The 18,024-nt window shown below is 61.5% G+C and carries 20 protein-coding genes; 10 read left to right on the forward strand and 10 right to left on the reverse strand.

Annotated features, from left to right (window positions below; all coding sequences use genetic code 11):
• The first annotated feature begins 11 nt into the window (after window positions 1-11).
• Entirely contained in the window at window positions 12-1,010 is a 999-nt protein-coding gene (locus NAP1_RS08010; protein ID WP_007164762.1) for a phosphatase PAP2 family protein, read from the forward strand.
• Between the two features lie 27 nt (window positions 1,011-1,037).
• Here NAP1_RS08010 and NAP1_RS08015 read toward each other — a convergent pair whose 3' ends face one another.
• On the reverse strand, window positions 1,038-1,526 hold the full coding sequence (locus NAP1_RS08015; RefSeq protein ID WP_007164763.1) for an Rrf2 family transcriptional regulator: 489 nt from the start codon (window positions 1,524-1,526) through the stop codon (window positions 1,038-1,040).
• A gap of 63 nt (window positions 1,527-1,589) precedes the next feature.
• Between NAP1_RS08015 and NAP1_RS15905 the strand changes: the two genes are divergently transcribed.
• From NAP1_RS15905 to NAP1_RS08030, 3 genes are all read left to right on the forward strand, one after another.
• Window positions 1,590-2,207 (forward strand): hypothetical protein, encoded by a 618-nt coding sequence (locus tag NAP1_RS15905; protein ID WP_007164764.1) that lies wholly within the window; start codon window positions 1,590-1,592, stop codon window positions 2,205-2,207.
• Window positions 2,208-2,332: 125 nt separating this feature from the next.
• Window positions 2,333-4,459 carry a prolyl oligopeptidase family protein gene (locus tag NAP1_RS08025; protein WP_050750464.1) on the forward strand — a complete coding sequence of 709 codons (2,127 nt, stop codon included), beginning with the start codon at window positions 2,333-2,335 and terminating at the stop codon, window positions 4,457-4,459.
• Between the two features lie 249 nt (window positions 4,460-4,708).
• Complete coding sequence (locus NAP1_RS08030) at window positions 4,709-4,951, forward strand: DUF1153 domain-containing protein (RefSeq protein WP_007164766.1); 243 nt, start codon at window positions 4,709-4,711, stop codon at window positions 4,949-4,951.
• A gap of 42 nt (window positions 4,952-4,993) precedes the next feature.
• Here NAP1_RS08030 and NAP1_RS08035 read toward each other — a convergent pair whose 3' ends face one another.
• From NAP1_RS08035 to glmU, 4 genes are all read right to left on the reverse strand, one after another.
• Window positions 4,994-5,647 (reverse strand): heme-binding protein, encoded by a 654-nt coding sequence (locus NAP1_RS08035; protein WP_007164767.1) that lies wholly within the window; start codon window positions 5,645-5,647, stop codon window positions 4,994-4,996.
• A gap of 74 nt (window positions 5,648-5,721) precedes the next feature.
• Window positions 5,722-6,003, reverse strand: a complete 282-nt coding sequence (locus NAP1_RS08040) for a hypothetical protein (RefSeq protein ID WP_007164768.1) — start codon at window positions 6,001-6,003, stop codon at window positions 5,722-5,724.
• Window positions 5,994-6,356 (reverse strand): VOC family protein, encoded by a 363-nt coding sequence (locus NAP1_RS08045; RefSeq protein WP_007164769.1) that lies wholly within the window; start codon window positions 6,354-6,356, stop codon window positions 5,994-5,996. The genes NAP1_RS08040 and NAP1_RS08045 overlap by 10 nt, the downstream gene beginning before the upstream one ends.
• A 2-nt stretch (window positions 6,357-6,358) precedes the next feature.
• Entirely contained in the window at window positions 6,359-7,711 is a 1,353-nt protein-coding gene (gene glmU, locus NAP1_RS08050; RefSeq protein WP_007164770.1) for a bifunctional UDP-N-acetylglucosamine diphosphorylase/glucosamine-1-phosphate N-acetyltransferase GlmU, read from the reverse strand.
• Between the two features lie 78 nt (window positions 7,712-7,789).
• On the opposite strand from glmU, the gene NAP1_RS08055 reads away from it, so the two are divergent.
• From NAP1_RS08055 to NAP1_RS08065, 3 genes are all read left to right on the forward strand, one after another.
• Complete coding sequence (locus NAP1_RS08055) at window positions 7,790-8,473, forward strand: HAD hydrolase-like protein (protein ID WP_007164771.1); 684 nt, start codon at window positions 7,790-7,792, stop codon at window positions 8,471-8,473.
• Between the two features lie 158 nt (window positions 8,474-8,631).
• Entirely contained in the window at window positions 8,632-9,561 is a 930-nt protein-coding gene (locus NAP1_RS08060) for an SDR family NAD(P)-dependent oxidoreductase (protein WP_007164772.1), read from the forward strand.
• Between the two features lie 77 nt (window positions 9,562-9,638).
• Window positions 9,639-10,808, forward strand: a complete 1,170-nt coding sequence (locus tag NAP1_RS08065; RefSeq protein ID WP_007164773.1) for a hypothetical protein — start codon at window positions 9,639-9,641, stop codon at window positions 10,806-10,808.
• Here NAP1_RS08065 and NAP1_RS08070 read toward each other — a convergent pair.
• The 4 genes from NAP1_RS08070 to NAP1_RS08085 are packed head-to-tail and all read right to left on the reverse strand — an operon-like array spanning window position 10,805 to window position 13,882.
• Entirely contained in the window at window positions 10,805-11,173 is a 369-nt protein-coding gene (locus NAP1_RS08070) for a DUF2794 domain-containing protein (RefSeq protein ID WP_007164774.1), read from the reverse strand. The genes NAP1_RS08065 and NAP1_RS08070 overlap by 4 nt on opposite strands.
• The gene (gene epsC, locus NAP1_RS08075; protein ID WP_007164775.1) at window positions 11,173-11,892 is read right to left on the reverse strand and encodes a serine O-acetyltransferase EpsC; all 720 of its coding nucleotides are present in this window, start codon (window positions 11,890-11,892) and stop codon (window positions 11,173-11,175) included. Before epsC ends, NAP1_RS08070 begins: the two co-directional genes overlap by 1 nt.
• A 43-nt stretch (window positions 11,893-11,935) precedes the next feature.
• Window positions 11,936-12,535: a DnaA ATPase domain-containing protein gene (locus NAP1_RS08080; RefSeq protein ID WP_156777222.1), complete on the reverse strand. Its 600-nt coding sequence runs from the start codon at window positions 12,533-12,535 to the stop codon at window positions 11,936-11,938.
• A 54-nt stretch (window positions 12,536-12,589) separates the two neighbouring features.
• A complete protein-coding gene (locus NAP1_RS08085) occupies window positions 12,590-13,882 on the reverse strand; it encodes a heavy-metal-associated domain-containing protein (protein WP_241761198.1) in 1,293 nt (430 codons plus the stop codon).
• A gap of 70 nt (window positions 13,883-13,952) precedes the next feature.
• Here NAP1_RS08085 and purM point away from each other — a divergent pair, with 70 nt between their 5' ends.
• The 3 genes from purM to NAP1_RS08100 all read left to right on the forward strand — a co-directional run bounded on the left by purM (window position 13,953) and on the right by NAP1_RS08100 (window position 17,324).
• Complete coding sequence (gene purM, locus NAP1_RS08090) at window positions 13,953-15,050, forward strand: phosphoribosylformylglycinamidine cyclo-ligase (protein WP_007164778.1); 1,098 nt, start codon at window positions 13,953-13,955, stop codon at window positions 15,048-15,050.
• Window positions 15,051-15,144: 94 nt separating this feature from the next.
• Window positions 15,145-16,110, forward strand: a complete 966-nt coding sequence (gene purN / locus NAP1_RS08095) for a phosphoribosylglycinamide formyltransferase (protein WP_007164779.1) — start codon at window positions 15,145-15,147, stop codon at window positions 16,108-16,110.
• Complete coding sequence (locus NAP1_RS08100) at window positions 16,110-17,324, forward strand: sulfotransferase (protein WP_007164780.1); 1,215 nt, start codon at window positions 16,110-16,112, stop codon at window positions 17,322-17,324. The genes purN and NAP1_RS08100 overlap by 1 nt, the downstream gene beginning before the upstream one ends.
• 57 nt (window positions 17,325-17,381) lie before the next feature.
• Here the strand turns inward: NAP1_RS08100 and ndk are convergent, their stop codons facing one another.
• Window positions 17,382-17,804, reverse strand: a complete 423-nt coding sequence (gene ndk / locus NAP1_RS08105; protein WP_007164781.1) for a nucleoside-diphosphate kinase — start codon at window positions 17,802-17,804, stop codon at window positions 17,382-17,384.
• Window positions 17,805-18,024 lie beyond the last annotated feature (220 nt).

An 18,024-nucleotide genomic window follows, 5' to 3' on the forward strand; every position in this document is an offset into this window, starting at 1 on the left:
GTAGTCATCGCATGAAAATTCGCGGCATCAACATTGGCTATCTGACGGTTGTAGCGGTCGCGCTGATCGCGTTGCTGGCACCCGTGCCAGACAACAATCGCGGTAATGCGTTTATCAATCTCGTCCTTCTCCTGACGCCGGTCTTCGCGATTTTCTTTCTTCTCCGCCCGGTGATCGCTCGCAATCCAAATCCGGTGTCGCAACTGGCCGCCGATTTTCGCGCACATTGGCCGAAGGTGGTTTGGGCCGGTGCACTCTATCTTTCACTGGCGATGTCGCTCGAAGTGTTCAGCGGGATCAAGAAATCGATCCCCTTTGTGATGCCGTTCTATCTCGACCCGTTCCTTGTCGAACTGGACCGTAAGATATTCTTCGGCACCGACCCATGGCGTATCACCCATGCGCTGTTCGGTTGGGCCACCGGACAGATCGTCTGGCTCTACAATGCGTGGCACATGGTCCATATCGGGCTAGCGGTGTGGGTCGCCTTCTCCTTCAACGAAGCGCAGAAAATCCGCTTTGCCCTCGTCCTGCAATTCACCTGGCTTTTCTTGGGTGGCGGGCTCGCCATGTTGATGGCATCGGTCGGACCGGTGATGGTCGGAGACTTCTTCGGCGACCGCAGTTTCGATCTGATGCTCGCAGTGCTGTCTGATCAAGCGCCTTCGGTGATCTTGGTGAAAGATACGCTGATCGACACCATGGACAATCCCCTGCTCATCAGCGGTATCTCGGCCATGCCGTCGATCCACGTGGCGATTTCGGTAGCGGCTGCTCTATGGCTCCAGCAACAAGGGTCGAGAGTGCTGACGGTGATCGGTTGGGCCTATGCGGCGGTAATCTACATCGGCTCGATCCACCTCGGCTGGCATTATGCGACAGACGGCATGGTGTCCGCACCTCTGGTTATCCTCGTGTGGTGGCTGGCCGGAAAATACGTCGACTGGCTGCAAGGACGAGAGTTTGCGATCGCCTTGCCTGCTCCCGTCGCCGAACAAGAACCCGGCTGAGATACGGCGACGGGCGCCTATCGGGCCTCAGGAGCTCTGGCGCTGAACCCACCCGGCAATCTCCATCATATGCTCAGGCGTCGAGTTCATTGCCGCTTCCTGCATGATCGAGGCGAGCGTCTTCGACTCAAGCGCGCTGCGATAGGCCTGTTCGGCAGCCGCGAAGGCCGCTGCAATCTCGCAGGGGCGTTTGCATTCGGAGCGCTCGAGGCCGCATGGTCCGTTTTGACGGATCTCGGTGCACCGAAAGGCGGGCGACGGTCCTTCGATGGCAATGACGATGTCGAGAAGAGTTATGGCATCCGGCGACTGCGCAAGGCGATAGCCGCCGCCCTTCCCGCGAACCGATTGCGCAATTCCTGCACGGCGTAGCGCCTGCATCTGTTTCGATAGATAAGCGGCGGGAAGCTCGAAAAACTCGGCAAGTGCATCGACGCTAAGGCCCTTTCCCTCGGGCAACAGCGCGATGATGGTGCAAACATGCGTCGTCCACTCGATGCCTTTGGCCAGTTGCACTCTTGACTCCTTAATTGGACATTCTTTATCCGGATAAAAGATATCCGATTAAGGAGCGATGCCATGCGAGTTGAAGCGAAGCAAGCCCACCGCCGCCTTGCACTTTTCATAGGGCTCTTTCTCGCAGTGCATTTCGCAGCGCATTTCAGCGCGGTAGGCTCGATCGCGGCTCAGGATCTCGTCCTGCGATGGGGCCGCGCTGTCTATCGGGTTCCTGTGATAGAAGCTGCTCTGGTGCTTGCGCTCGCTGTGCAGGTCGTCCTTGGGATCGGTCTCCTGCGTCGGATAACCAAGCGCTCTCGCAAGGATTTCTGGCACTGGGTCCAGTTCGCCAGCGGATGCTATCTCGTCTATTTCATCGTGATGCATACCAGCGCGGCGCTCATCACGCGCCTTGCGTTCGGTCTCGACACCAATTTCTATTGGGCGGCGGGGACGCTCGTTCTCGATCCGCTTCGGTACGGTTTTGCACCCTATTACGTGCTCGCCGTCATGGCGATCACCGGCCACCTGTTAGCCGCGCTCCACTTTCGCAAGGCTCGCCGCTGGCACAAGCCAGCGCTGGCGCTTGGTCCGCTCGCAGGTGTCGCGATCGTCCTGGCCTATGGCGGCGCATTCTACGCAATCGAATTACCCGCCGAGCACCATGTCTATTTCGAATATTATCCAGGAGTGTCCTGACCGCATTTAGCCCTTCACAATCAAAGGCTCTCCATGCACAAACATTCCCGAAACCCCCAAGGAGAGGACCTTTGAAACTTGTTTCCACGAACACCATCGCTCTGGCTCTTGCAGCTGCCATGACCATGGGCGTTGCGACCTCCGCATCCGCAGATGCGCATATGGACGAAAGCCCAATGGATGAAAGCGGCGTCCCCGGTCCTAACGAAGACCCTTACATCTGGCTCGAAGAAGCCCGCAGCGACGAAGCGCTGGACTGGGTCCGGGCAGAGAATGAGCGCACACTCGCCTCGTTGGAGAACGATCCGCGCTTTGAAACGCTCAAGGCCGAAGCGCTCGCCATCTATGACAGCGAAGATCGCATTCCGTTCGTGAGCTTCCGCCCGGACGGTCTCTACAACTTCTGGCAGGACAAGGAGAACCCCAAGGGTATCCTGCGCCGCACGACGCTGGAAAGCTACCAGACCGACAATCCGGAATGGGAAACCGTGCTCGACATCGACGCGCTGGCCGCGGCTGAGGGCAAGGAATGGGTTTACAAGGGCTCGACCTGCCTGCCGCCCGCGATGGAAATGTGCATGATCGCGCTCAGCGATGGAGGCGAGGATGCCACCATCATGCGCGAATTCAACATGACCACCGGCGAATTTGTCGAAGGTGGCTTTGAGCTCGCTGAGAAGAGCCAGGGCGGGATCCAGTGGCTCGACGCTGACACGCTTCTCGTAGGCCGCGATTTTGGCGAAGGCACGCTGACTGCCAGCGAATACCCCTTCACCACCCGCCTTTGGGAGCGCGGCACAGACCTTGCCGATGCGCCCGAACTGTTCCGCGGCCAAGCCGATGACGTGTGGGCGGGCGCCAGCCTGCTGCGCGATGCGAGCGGCGAAGTGCAGGCCATGACCGCATTCCGAGGCGTGAGCTTCCACGAAAGCGAGTACTTCCTCTACGACGATGACAGTGAGGAATGGATCAAGCTCGACATCCCGAAGAAGGCATCGCCTTACGGGATCGTCGATGGCCAGGTGCTTCTGTCGACCGACGTCGATTGGGAAGTCGACGGTCAGACCTTCCCTGCTGACAGCCTGATCGCGATGGACCTCGACGAGTGGAAGGCGAACCCGAATGGCGCTGCCAAGACGCTCGTCTGGGCCCCGGCAGAACGCCAGACCAAGCGCGGCGGTGCCATCACTGCAGGCGCGCTATATGTCGGCATGCTCGACAACGTTGTCGGCAAGGTGCTCAAGTTTAACTATGAGGACGGCGCCTGGACCAGCGAAGAAGTGGCCCTGCCCGACAATGCGACGGTCGGCATCGCGGCAAGCTCGAATGAGAGTGAGCAGATCATGTTCACTGTCACCGACTTCCTCAACCCGACGACGCTCTATTACACCGACGGTTCGACCGACCCGATGCCGCTCAAGACCTCGCCTGCACGCTTTGACGCTGCTGGTATGGACGTTGAGCAGCACGAGGCGACCAGCGCCGACGGGACCAAGATCCCCTACTTCATCGTCAAGCCTGCCGGCATGGAGATGAACGGCGAAACGGCGATCCTGATGAGCGGCTATGGCGGCTTCCAGATCCCGCGCCTGCCGAGCTATATGGGTTCGACCGGCAAGATGTGGCTTGAGCGCGGCGGAGCCTATGTGCTTGCAAACCTGCGCGGTGGCGGTGAATTCGGCCCCGGCTGGCACCAGACCGCGATCCGCGAGAACAAGCAGCGCACCTGGGACGATTTCATCGCAGTTGGACAGGACCTGGTGGATCGCGGTTTCACTTCGCCTGAACACCTCGGCATCCAGGGTGGCTCGCAGGGCGGCCTGCTGGTCGGAACGGCCTTCACGCAGCGTCCTGACCTGTTCGGGGCGGCGATCGTGCAAATCCCGCTGTTCGACATGCTCCGCTATCACCTGATCGGTCGCGGCGCTTCGTGGATCGGCGAGTATGGCGATCCGCGTATCCCCGAACAGCGCGCATGGATCGAAGGCTATTCGCCCTACCAGAAGATCGTTGAAGGCGTGGACTACCCCACCCCATTCCTTTGGGCCTCGACCGCAGACGATCGCACGCATCCTGCGCACGCTCGAAAGGGTGCTGCGCGTCTCAAGGAACTGGGACAGCCTTACTACTACTACGAAGACATGACCGGCGGACACTCTGGCGGCGTCGATAACGAACAGCGCGCCAAGCTTCAGGCGCTGCAATATGTCTACCTGATGCAGCAGCTGATGGACGAACAGACCGGCGGTTGACCTTCGCGCAAAGCCGACGCGAATCCTAAAAGATGAGCGTATCGAAAAGGGGCGGTTTCCTGCGGGATGCCGCCCTTTTTTTGTCGACCGCATGGTCAGTTGTAAAACAGTCCGACAGTTTTCACTCGGTTCGTCGCAGGCCGCGCACGGGGGGGTTCGTCAACGCGAAATTAACCATGTCTGGCAGGCCCTCGTTAAGTGCAAAAACACACCTTTGATCTCGCCGGGATACAAAGGAGTACTTAGGAAATGGCTTACCCCCGCGATATTTCGATTGCCGACGCAATTAAGCGTTATGGCCTCCCGCGCTCTCATCGCGTCCACTGGTCTGCTTCGCGCAAGGCTGATGTGGTGCGCGCCGTGCATGACCGTGCGATCAGTTTTCACGAAGCGCGCGAGCGCTATCTGCTTAGCCGCAGCGAGTTCGAGGAATGGGAACGTGAATATTCCCGCTCGGCTCCTGTGCGCACGGAGTATCTCGAGAGCGCCTGAGTTGCGAGCGATAGAGGTCGCAGGCGTACCCGCGAGTTCCCCCTACTCGGCCGCGACCTCTATCAGCACCTCATTGCGCCGCATGGGACCTGGCACCATCGGCGCATCGTAAAAGGCGTACTCGAAGTCTCCGACCGGTGTGAGGTTCTGGTCTTCAACCCACTCGGTCAACTGCGCTTCCATCTTGGCAAGGTCGGCGTTTGAGCCGTTGCCATTGAAGCGCACCGCAGCGATCCGGCGAGCGGGCACCTTGGTCAAGGTGATATCCGAAGGCGGTGTGGGCAACGTGTCCATCGTAAAGCGCGAAGGCATGACGAAGCGCATCCGCCATTCACCGGTGGCTGTTTCTTCCTGAAGGACGGGAGACGTCATAGCGATCGGCTCGTCCTGATCGATCCTTTCCTGGATTACCGGAGCGGTCATGGCGATCCGCTCGCGGTTCCCACCCGGTCGGTCCTGAGCAAAGATGTAAGCGGCTAGGCGGCGGAAACTCGCCCCGCTCGCGCGGCGACGGTCGCCCATGTGAGTGACCTCGGCAACGATCATCGGTTCGTATTCGCGCAGCTCGAAAGGCTCGTCCTTGGCGATGCTGCGATAGGCAGGTTCCTCGCTGTCACCGCGATATTGCGCGACCGCTGCGACGCCTGCGATGGCGGCCAAGCCTGCTCCTGCCAGAACCCATTTTGCCACACCCATCTCGCGCTCACTCCTTTGCTGCTGCCTCTTACTTCTACAGTTACGAGAGGCAGCATTTCCCGGATGGCACGGCCCTAGCGGCGGGTCGGCGCGTGAAAGTCGGGTGGCTTGTTCGCGATCCAGCCAAGGAACTTCGCGATGGCGGGCTTGTCGGAAAGGGCTTCCGGGTCATCACCGATCCGGGCAAGCTCGGCATTGGTGAAGTTTGCGTGGATCGTCTTGTGGCAGATCGGATGAACCGGGACGGTCGCGCGGCCTTTCTTCGACTTGGGCACTGGGTGGTGCCACTGGAGGCGATTTTCGATCGCGCGCCCGCACAGCCAGCAGGTCAGTGCCTCTTCGCTCACTACGGCCATTGGGTAAGCGACAGCGTGTTGCCGTCCGGGTCGCGGAACCAGCAAACCTGCGCACCATCGGGCGTAGTCCAGATGCCGCGCTCGTCCTGCTCCATCCATTCAAACCGGGCGAATTCGACGCCACGTTCCGAGAGGCGGTCGCATTCGGCAGCGATATCTTCGACCCGCCATCCCAGCTGGGTGAAGGGATGGGGTTGAAAGCTCTCGACCTTTTGAACGCGAAGCATCGTTCCGCCAGCATCGAATTCGAGAGAGAACGGATTGTCGTCGGTCAGAGTGAAACCCATGACGTCGCAATAGAAGACGCGCGCCTCTTCCGGCTTTGCGGTGGCACTGAAGAGGATTGGCGTCATGCTCACTTGTCCTTTTGCGCTGCCTTTTTCTTCTTCATCGTATCGTGAAAGCGATCGGCCCAGCCCGGCTTCACAGCCTGCTCGCCGCGCACCATGCGAAGGTCGCCTGCGCCGACGTCACGGCTAACAGCGGAGCCTGCCGCAACGATCGCGTCTGCACCGATTGTGACCGGTGCGATGAGCGCGCTGTTCGATCCGATGAAAGCGCGATCCCCTATGGTGGTGTGGTACTTGAAATAGCCATCGTAATTGCAGGTGATCGTGCCTGCGCCGATATTGGCTTTGGCGCCCACCGTCGCATCGCCGAGATAAGTGAGGTGGCTGGCCTTTGCGCCGGGGCCAAGTGTTGCCTTCTTCATCTCGACGAAATTGCCGACGAAGCTGTCTTCTTCCATCACCGCGCCCGGACGTAGGCGCGCGAACGGCCCGACCGCTGCGCCGCTCGCGATGGTTGCGCCTTCGATGTGGCAGAACGCTTTGATGTGGACGTCATCGGCGATGCTCACGCCGGGACCGAAGACTACGTTGGGCTCGATCAGGACATCGCGGCCAATCTTCGTATCCCAGCTGAAGAAAACGGTCTCAGGTGCGCGCAGAGTTGCCCCATCCGCCATCGCCTCTTCGCGGCGGACTGCCTGCCAGCGCTGCTCAGCCTCGGCGAGTTCGGCGCGGCTGTTGATGCCCGCAACTTCGTCCGCATCGGTTTCGACCACGACGACCTTATCGCCGCGCGAGATGGCTCCGGTGGCGACGTCAGGGAGGTAATATTCGCCTTGCGCGTTATCGTTGTCGACCGCGTCGAGCAGCGGCCACATATCGTCCGAATGCGCGACGATCAGGCCCGAATTGCACAGGCGCGTGCGCTTCTCGCGCTCGGTCGCATCCTTGAATTCAACCATCTTGCGCACCGTGCCATCATCGTCGGCAATGATCCGGCCATAAGCGAGCGCATCTTCGGGCCGGAATCCTAGCACCGCGACCTTTGCCCCGTCCTCAAGCGCAGCAATCAGGCGCTGCACCGTCTCGGCGCGGACCATCGGAACATCGCCGAAGCAGACAAGAAGGTTTCCCGAAAAGCCCGAAAGCGCTTCACGCGCCTGCAAAGCCGCGTGTGCAGTGCCATGCTGCGGGTCTTGCAGCGCAGTCGAGACATCGCGCTCTTCAAGTGCAGCGTCCACCTGTTCGCGCCTGTCGCCCACCACCACGACCGTGCGCTGGGGCGCGAGCTCGGCAAAGCTGTCGAGCAGGTGCAGCAGCATCGGTTTGCCCGCAATCGGGTGGAGCACCTTGTGGAGCTCGCTCTTCATGCGGGTGCCCTTGCCAGCGGCAAGGATGATGGCGGCAAAATCAGTCATGCTCTCTCCTGTAGGCCCGGCAGCGCTTGCCATCAAATGCTTGCAGAATGAAGTCGGTTCCTTCACGCGATGCCGCCTATGGCCAAATTCCCTTTCGATGCCGTGGGTTTCGACCTCGATGGCACACTTCTCGACACATTCCGCGACCTTGGCGAAGCGGTGAACCATGCGCTCAAGCTTGGTGGGTACGATACGGTGCCGGTCGACAGCTCAAAAGACCTGATCGGAGGCGGAGCAAAGATCATGCTGGCCCGCGCCATCGAGGCGCAAGGCGGCTTGCCGCCGGAGGAATTCAAGCCGCTCTACAAGGCGATGCTGGCTTATTACTCGGAAAACAACGCGGTTCATTCGGCGCCCTACCCCCACGCCCGCGAGGTGGTGGACGAACTCGCGACGCGCGGTGTGAAGATGGTTGTCGTCACCAACAAGTTTGAGGAATTCGCGCGCTCCATCCTGACGCAGATCGACTTCATCGCACCCTTCGAAACGGTCATCGGCGGCAACAGCCTTGGCAAGGGACCCGACGGCAAGTTCCTCGCCAAACCTGACCCCGCACCGGTCTTAAAAGCGCGTGAGATTTGCGGCGGTGGCCGCTTCGCATTCTTGGGCGATTCGACCTATGACGTTAAGGCTGCGCGTGGAGCAGGCGTTCCCGTGATCGGGGCGGCCTATGGCTATTGCGACAAGCCACCTCACGAACTCGGCGCGAATGCGGTAATTGATTCGCTCGAAGGCCTCATTCCCGCCCTCGAAGCGCTATAGAATAACGATCTGACGCTACGGCAGCTCAACTTCGTAGCTCGCGCTGTTGCAACGCAGCACGAATCCTGCCACGCAGCGCCGCATAAGAGTTTACGCGAGCGTAAAGCACGCCCGCTCACAGACCAGATAAACAAACCCCACGGAAAGGATCAGTCCCCATGACCATCGACTTCAAGGACAAGGTAGCCATCGTCACTGGCGCAGGCGGCGGACTGGGCCGCGAATACGCGCTCGAACTCGCCCGCCGCGGCGCGAAGGTCGTCGTGAACGATCTCGGCGGTTCACGCGACGGCACCGGCCACTCGGACATGGCCCTCAAGGTCGTTGAAGAGATTGAAGCCATGGGCGGCGAAGCCATGTCAAACGGCGGCTCGGTCACCGAATACGAGCAGATGGAAAAGATGGTCGCCGACGCCAAGCAGAAGTGGGGCGGCGTGCACGTCCTCATCAACAATGCGGGCGTCCTTCGCGACAAGACGTTCCACAAGATGACCCCGGACGATTTCGAATTCGTCCTCAAGGTACACCTCACCGGTTCGGCTTTCGTCACGAAGGCTTGCTGGGAAACTTTCCGTGAACAGGCCTATGGCCGTGTTCTCATGACTGCATCGTCGACCGGCCTGTTCGGCAACTTCGGCCAGGCAAACTACGGCGCAGCCAAGCTCGGCCTTGCAGGCCTCACCAAGACGCTCCAGCTCGAAGGCGCAAAGTACAACATTCGCGTCAACACGCTGTCGCCGGTTGCCGGCACGCGCATGACCGAAGACCTCTTCCCTGAAGAAGCCTTCAAGCTGTTCGATCCGGTGAACGTGGTTCCGGCAGCGCTCTTCCTCGTCAGCGAAGACTCGCCCACCAACGCGATCGTCGGTGCAGGCGCAGGCGATTTCCACTCTTCGTGGACCGTGATGAACGACGCGGTGTGGCTCAAGGACGAAGACCGCACCGTCGAAGGCTTCGCCGCACGCTGGGACGAGATCAACGACTTCTCGAACCTCGTCGCCCCGCAGTCGGGTTCCGAGCAGTCGGGCAACATCCTCAAGGCCATGCAGAAGGTCACCGGCACCGGTCCCGCCAGCGCGCGCGGCTAATCCGCACCACTGTATTGACTACTTAATACACCGGGCCTAGCTTCCGTTGCTATTCAGCAGGGGAGGCTGGGCCCGAAATGTATTCAGAAGACGACATCAATTCCGCCGTCGCGGCAGGCGCGCTGAGCGCCGAGGCCGCCGAAAGCTTCCGCGCTCACATGACGAGAGTGCGCGAATTGCCACGCGGGTCGGAAGAAAACTTTCGCCTCATCAACAGCTTCAACGACATATTCGTGAGCATCGGCATCGTCATCTTGCTGCTCGCGGTCGGTGCGATTGGTCAGGCTCTCGCCGCAATGTTCGTGCCCGCCGAGGCTTGGCTTGAGACAATTCCGAGCAGGATGAGCGCGGCCCAGCTGGAGGCAAGGGCCGACGCCCGAAACCTCAAGACCGCGCTTGATCTTTGCCTGCCCGGCTTACTGGTGGCCGTAACCGCATGGCCGCTGGCAGAGTTCTTTACGCGCAAACGCCGGATGGCGCTGCCCTCGATCCTGCTGCTGCTCGCCTTTGTCGGGGGGGTCTTCTTCGCAGTTCTCGGTGCAGGGTTCACCATCATCCTGAATGGCAGCGACCGCATCGGAGCCGTAATCGCCGCGCTCGCAGCCTTTGCTGGAGCGGGCGCCGCCTACCTTCACTGGCGACGCTTCATGGTGCCGATCACGGTCGCAGCCGGTGCTGCGGGTGTCGCAGGCACGGTCATCGCCCTGATGCTGGCAGCTGTCGGTCCCGGGCTGATTACGCCCGATATCCTGCTCGTCCTCGTCTTCATCGCAGGTCTTGCGGTGTTCGGCTTTGCCATGCGCTGGGACATTTCGGATCGCGAGCGTATCACGCGTCGCAGCGACGTTGCCTTCTGGCTGCATCTGCTTGCGGCACCCATGATCGCTCACCCGATCTTCGCCCTGCTAGGCGTGACCGAGGGTGACAATCTGGGCGTGGGAGCGGCTGTGGGTGTGCTTGGCGTCTATATCGCGTTTGGCCTGCTCGCGTTGGCGATTGACCGGCGCGCGCTGCTGGTCTCCGCCCTCGCCTATGTGCTGTTCGCGCTGACATTCCTGTTCCGCGAGTTTGGAGCTGTCGAATTGAATTTTGCACTTACCGCGTTAGTGATCGGATCGGCTCTCTTGAGCCTCTCAGCCTTCTGGCAGCCGATCCGACGTTCGGTGGTTGCGGCGCTTCCGGGCAATGTTCAGGCGAGCCTTCCTGCGACCGAGGATCCGGCCCTGTCGATGGCAGCCTCGGCCTAGTCGTCGACCGCCTTCATCAGCCGCCTCTCGACCGGGGCAAGCACGTTCACGAGTTCAGAGCCTCGCTTGAGGATTTGTCCGTGCTCGCCGAACAGCGTGTACATGCCCTGTTTGCCTCGAAGGCTCGGACGTTTCTCGATGCGCGTTTGCGGGCGCTCGGCGGTGCGGCGGAATGCGGCGAAGGTCGCTGCGTGGCGGTCGAAATCCATCGCGTAGTCACGCCATTCGCCCGCGGCGACCATACGGCCATAAAGGTCGAGAATGCGCTGCAGTTCCTCGCGGTCAAACCCGACCTGATTTGCAGCCTGCTTACCCGGAAACGCAACAACCTGGCCGGAATTCCCGGCTCCTAGACCTGCACTCATCAGGCACCGGTCCCGCTTTTCTTGGTGAGGTCGAGATCGCCCTGAACAGGTTCATCGACTTGGCGATCTGCCTTCAATGCGGCGATCTCAGCTTTCATTGCGATCAGTTCGCTTTCGAGCTTTTCAATGCAATCGACGCGGTTGCCTTCTGCGTCCTCGCAAGGCGTACCGTAGGGAATGAAGTCCTTGATCCACTCTTCGGCAGGAACGAGTGTCGAGCGCGCCTTGAAACCGACCATCGTCGCGCCCTCAGGCACTTCCTCTGTCACCACAGCGTTGGCACCGATGCGTGCACGCTCGCCCACGGTGATGGGGCCAATGACCTGCGCGCCTGAGCCGATGATCACGTTGTCCTGAATGGTCGGGTGGCGCTTGCCGCCCTTTCCATTTGTCGGATTGGTCCCGCCCAACGTCACGCACTGATAGATCGTGACGTTGTCGCCGATCTCTGCAGTTTCGCCGATGACGGTGAAGCCGTGATCGATGAAGAAGTTCTTCCCGATCCTGGCGCCCGGATGGATATCGATCGCGGTCAGCAGGCGGCTGAGATGATTGACGAACCGGGCGAGGAAAAACAGCTTCGCATCGAAGAGCCAATGCGCAACCCGGTGGAAGCCAAGCGCCCAAACCCCCGGATACAAAAGGATTTCCCACCGCGACCGAGGAGCTGGATCGCGCGCCTGGACCGAGTCCAGATAAGCCTTGAGCTTGTCGAACATGGTGCTGATTCTCCCACCAAACGGGCCGAAAGGCAAATCCGCGCTACAACAGTTTTTGTTGGTCGGGCCCATGCAAAGCTTCGAGCGCCGCTCTCCACACAGACATGGTAGCGGGTGCCGCACGTTCAAGGCTGATCCGGTCGATGGTCCGCACGAGCGCCTCGATATCTGCAAAGGAGCGCCGCGTGCGCGGGACGAGATAGTCCGCTGCCCCCTCTGCCAAGGTGAGACCGCGCGCCTCTGCATGTGCTTCGATCAGCTGTGCCGCCATGGCGTCATCGGGATCGCCAATCGCGAGTTGCAGCGATCCGCCGAGGCGCGACTTAAGGTCAGGCAGGCTTATCTCCCAAGGCGTGCTGTCGGCAATCAGCAGCAGTTTGGTGCCTGCGCGTGAACCGCCTTCCTGCACCGCGTTCCACCGGTGGAACACCTCCGCTTCGTCCAGCGTATCGGCTCTGTCGATGACTTCGATCCCCTGCCCTGCGGCCCAATTGCCGAGCAGGCTCTTTCCCGATCGTGGCGGGCCGGTTAGGACGGCCGTGTTGAATGGCCAGCTGACTGGGTTCTGCAGGGCCTCGACCACTTGCAGATTGGCGTTCCCCACTACGATCCGGCGTGGGGCGCCTTCGCCGGCTGGAGCCAACGGGAGAGCTATCTGGGAATGCGAAGAACCAGCCACGACAGTACCACTGGCGGTCTAGCGGCTGATGGCGAGCGCGTTGTTGCCCTCGCGCACGGCAAAGCCGCGTTCGCGCAGCGCCGCCGCCAGCGCGGACAGGTCGCCGCCGTAGCTTACGCTCATCACCGAAGTGCCGCCCATCGCGGTGCTCGTAACCGCTAATCCGCGCACTCCCGGAACCTGACGGACGGTCGAAAGGGCCGAATCGAAAGCCATCGGATCGGGGCTTGCGAACTGGACGGCATAGGCGCGCACGACGGCGGGGGCCTGAGTCGGCTGTGCGACGGGTGCCTCACCGGCCGAGAATTCGGAAGCCGTCGCAGCCGCCTCAGCAGCGGCGGCATCGCGGGCCCGGATAGCGCGCCCAATCTCGATCAAGCGAGCAAGCGCCGGGTCGACCTGCCCCGAACCGCCGAGGCGCAGGGTCGGGTCGGGCTGCAATTTCCCATCGGCCAACGCCTCTTCGTAAATGGCATCCATGCGCTCAACCGCTTCACCGAGCATGGCCTGCAATTGCCCCGGACCGCTCGCTTCCATCTCGAATGTCTCGAGGAACTTGCTGTCCGGCCCATAGCGTGCGGTGAAGGTCCCGGTGATCGGGCCGCCGGGGAATTGGTGATCGAGCTTGGCAATCGGCACGAGAGCATCGGCAGCGCCAAACTGGTCGAGCGTGCTCGCCCACCACGCGCGGCTGCGTCGACCCGCCTGCCCGTATGTCAGCAAAAGCGAATCGCCCCCCGCGCCGGACGGGCGGACGTAGTCGATGCGACTTCCGCCCGGATTGAATTCGGCCCAAGCGCGCTGCCACGGATTGCGAACCTCGAAGGTCATATAAGCGCCGCCGCTCACCGTTACCGGGATGAGCAACATCGGCGCAGACGAACGCGCACTGCGAGCGCCACCTAGGAATCGGCCTGCGCGCTGGCGGTCGAAGGTTACACCAAGCGTTGCGACATAGCGTTTGGGGCCGATCCGCTCGCGCTGGATGACGATGGCCGAGACCATGCCTGCAAGCTGGCTGTCGTTGATCGCTGGCCCACCGACCTGCTCCCACGCCTCACGCTGCGCACGGCGCCACGCCTCATCGCGCGCCTCCTCGCCCGTATCAGCGCGCACATCGACCTCGATCCCGCGCACCTCAATATCGGCGCTCGAAGCGGTGGGAGCGATACCGCGGTCCCCCGACACCTGCGCCAGTACGAGCGCATAGCCGCCGCCCAACAGAGCAAACGCCAACAGCGCTGCGGCGATCCAGCGCGGCGCTGGCAGGGCTCTCAAATTCGGGCCGGAAAGGGTGGATGACATACTCATCGGGGAAATCTGATGCGTCTTTGCCCAATGCGAAGTGGAAATCCAAGCCTGAAAGGCTAAAGCCTTGCGCATGAGTGGCAAGAACTCCCCATATACATACGCCGATGCAGGCGTTTCGATCGATGCCGGCAACGCGCTGGTCAAGGCCATTGCGCCATTGGCAAAGGCCACAGCGAGGCCGGGAGCAACCAGCGATCTGGGAGGCTTTGGCGGCTTCTTCGATCCGAAAGCTGCCGGGTATGAGGACCCGCTGCTCGTCGCGGCGAATGACGGGGTCGGAACCAAGCTGAAGCTGGCAATCGACTATGACCGGCACGACACCGTCGGGATCGACCTTGTCGCGATGTGCGTCAACGACCTGATCGTGCAGGGCGCTGAGCCGCTGTTCTTCCTCGATTATTTCGCCACCGGAAAGCTGGAGAACGGCATCGCCGAGCGGGTCGTCGCGGGCATCGCCGAGGGGTGTAAACAAGCGGGCTGCGCGCTCATCGGCGGCGAAACAGCCGAGATGCCGGGCATGTATGGCGATGGCGATTATGACCTTGCTGGTTTCTGTGTCGGCGCGGTCGAACGCGGGGAGCAGCTTACGGGCGAGAAGGTTGCAAGCGGTGACGTTTTGCTCGGCCTTGCAAGTTCAGGTGTCCACTCGAACGGCTATTCGCTCGTGCGGCGGCTTGCAGCGGACAAGGGTTGGAAACTCGACCGCCCTGCCCTGTTCGATCCCGAGCAGCTATTGATCGACGCGCTTATCGAACCCACGCGAATTTATGTGGCGAGCCTTCTTCCGCTGCTTCGCGATGGGCTCGTCCACGGTCTTGCACACATCACCGGCGGTGGCCTGCTTGAAAACATCCCGCGCATCCTGCCTGACGGCGCGCATGCTCAGGTCGATGCCGACCTTTGGGAGCAACCGCGCCTGATGGCCTACCTGCAGGCGCAGGGCGCGATTGAGCCTGAGGAAATGGCACGCACTTTCAATTGCGGCGTGGGCATGGTTCTCGCAGTGGCCAAGACCGATGTCGACACGGTCACCAAACGGCTCGAAGAGGCTGGCGAGACGGTGCTGCGCGTCGGGACAATCGCGCAAGGCGAGCGCGGCTGCACGGTTCGCGGATCGCAGGGTACATGGAGCGCGCTCGGCGACTGGAGCGCGACACACACGGCTTGATGCAAACTGCCGCGCCTGCCTTGTCCAGACCGGACTTTCGCAGCAGGATCGCGCGGCAGACTATCGGAGGGATCTATGCTGAGACGGGATCAGCATGACTCATAAAGCGAAGATCGCGGTCTTCATTTCGGGCACGGGCACCAACCTTGCCGCGCTGCTTTACGCCAGCCGCCTAGACGATGCGGCCTACGAGATCGTGCTTGTCGCGAGCAATGTCTCGGACGCAGCAGGGCTCGCGCTCGCGCAGCTTGAAGGCATCGCGACATTCACGCACTCGCACAAGGGCATCAGCCGCGAGGAGCAGGACGCCGCGATGGAAGCGGCGGTGGTCGAGGCAGGCGGCGACTTCATCGTCCTCGCCGGATACATGCGCATCCTTTCCGACAGCTTTGTCGAGCGTTGGGAGGGTCAAATCCTCAACATTCACCCCTCCCTCCTGCCCAAATACAAGGGACTCGACACCTTCGCGCGCGCCATCGAGGCGGGCGACAGCCATGCGGGGTCGAGCGTTCATATCGTCACGCCTGAACTCGATGCCGGCGAGGTCTTGGCGCAGGTCAGGGTCGCCATTGCGCCCGACGACACACCAGAAGCACTCGCCGCGCGGGTCAAACCGGCCGAGCACCAGCTCTATCCGCGCGCAGTCGCGGATTATGTCTCGCGAGGCTACGATCCCGAATATCTGTATGCGAAGGTGCGCGAGTTAGCGCTTGCCCTCCCCGAAACGCACGAACGCGACAGCCACGGTTCGCCCGGCTTCCGAGTTGGAACCGAGAAATCGGGCAAATTCTTCGCGCATTTCAACGATCAGCATCACGGCTCGCAGCACATCGCCGTTCTCGTGAAGACGGGTAGCATGGACGAGCTGCTGGACCTCGTCGAAGCGCAGCCCGAAGCCTATTTCAAACCCGCCTATTACGGCGCCAGCGGATGGATCGGCGTGATCCTCAACCGCCCCGGCGTCGATTGGGAGCATGTCGGCGAATGGCTCCATCGAAGCTGGCGCAGCGTTGCGCCTGCGCGCCTGACCAAGCTGCTCGATGCGGCGGACCAGTTCTGATGCCGCAGTTTCCGAGAAAGAAGCCCGCGCGCGAGCATCCTCTTGCGAGAGGACGCCTCGCCGATCGCGCAAGCACTCTGCTTGGCACGGCATGGGACAAAGGCTGGCTGCCCACGCCCGATCTGAGCGCCGACGCGCTCTGGGACGTCGCCACCAATGCCGCCAACGCACACGGCGAAACCGGCGGGCGATCGGGCGAGGATGTGGCCGACTTTCGCGAGCGGCTGGAGCGGCTTTGCAATGCCGTGATCGAAGAGGCCAACCTCAACCCGCTGGGCAAGGCGATGGCTTGGGGTCAGCTGAGCCGCGTGGTCAAGAACCGCCTCGCCTTCGGCAAGCTGTGGAGCGACCGGCCTGAGCTTGCCGAGACCGAACTTGCCCCGCCTATCATCGTGATCGGGCATATGCGTTCGGGCACGACACGCATTCACAAGCTGCTCGCCGCTGACCCAGCGCACTCGCACACGCGCTATTGCGATGCCTATCATCCTGTCCCTGCGGCCAAGGGGGTAAACCGGGTCCGTAGCGCGCTCGACCTGGTGATGCTCAACGCGCTCAATCCCTGGCTGCAATCAATCCATCCGATGGCGCCGGGCGATGTGGAGGAGGAACTCGCCTGGATTTCGGCTGCGTTGCACCACTCGATCTACGAATCGCAGTGGCATATTCCGAGTTATTCAATCTGGAGTGAGGCTGCAGACGCCGCGCCGATCTACCGCGAGTTCGCGCGCATACTGAGAACGGACGCCGCCCATCGCGGGATCGCCGACAAGCCGCGCGTGCTCAAGGTGCCCGCTTTTGCCGAAGACCTTCCCGCCTTGCTCGACCTGTTCCCCGATGCGCGACTGGTCGTGGCCGAGCGCGATAGCGAAAAGGTCCTTCGCAGCGCAGTGTCACTTTGCGCAAATCAGATGGCGATACAGTCCGACACATGCGATCTCGACACGATCGAGGCGCTTTGGCGGCACAAGATCGTGCTGCGCGAGGAGCGTATGGCGAAGACACTGACGCAATGGGACGGAAAGATCGCGCGGCTCCATTTCGACGCGCTGGGCGGAGACTGGGAGGGTGCGATCGCGCGCTGCTATGCCGATCTCGATCTTGAACTGACGCCCGAAGCCCTTTTTGCCATGCACGCGCAGATGGAAGACAGCGCATCGGGCCATCACCACGCGCATTCACAGCAATTAGAGCGCTTCGCAGAGGAGCGCTGATACGAAAAGGGCCGCCCAACCGGACGGCCCTCGTCAAGATAGCTGCTTGGTAAGTGCTTAGCCGACGATCTCGTCGTCGTTGAAGAAGAATGCGATTTCGATCGCTGCGTTCTCTTCGCTGTCCGAACCGTGGACGCTGTTTTCGCCGATCGACAGGGCGTATTCCTTGCGGATCGTGCCTTCGTCGGCTTCAGCCGGGTTGGTTGCGCCCATGACGTCGCGGTTGCGCTTCACAGCGTCTTCGCCTTCGAGAACCTGCACGACAACCGGCTCGCTCATCATGAATTCGACGAGTTCACCAAAGAAGGGGCGTTCCTTGTGAACCGCGTAGAAGCCTTCGGCCTGCTCGCGGGTCATGTGGATGCGCTTCGAAGCGACGACGCGAAGGCCAGCCTCTTCGAGCTTCTTGGTGACGGCACCGGTCAGGTTGCGCTTGGTGGCGTCGGGCTTGATGATCGAAAAGGTGCGGGTGACCGCCATGGTATTCGTCCTTGTTTTGAAAAATCGCACGCCACGCGGCGCGCCAGAGAGGATTGCGCGCGCCCCTAGCGCCAGCGCAGGCGCAATTCAAGCTTTTGGTCGTTTGCGGCTTGGCGAGCGCGAAATCAGCCGGGGTCTTCGCCCACGGTTAGCTGGCCCAATGTCATGCCGTCGCCGTCTGGATAGGCGGTCACCGAAAAGGTGAGCCCGGTCGCCTCGT

Origin of the sequence: Erythrobacter sp. NAP1 (assembly GCF_000152865.1) — a bacterium.
Classification (GTDB): Bacteria; Pseudomonadota; Alphaproteobacteria; order Sphingomonadales; family Sphingomonadaceae; genus Erythrobacter.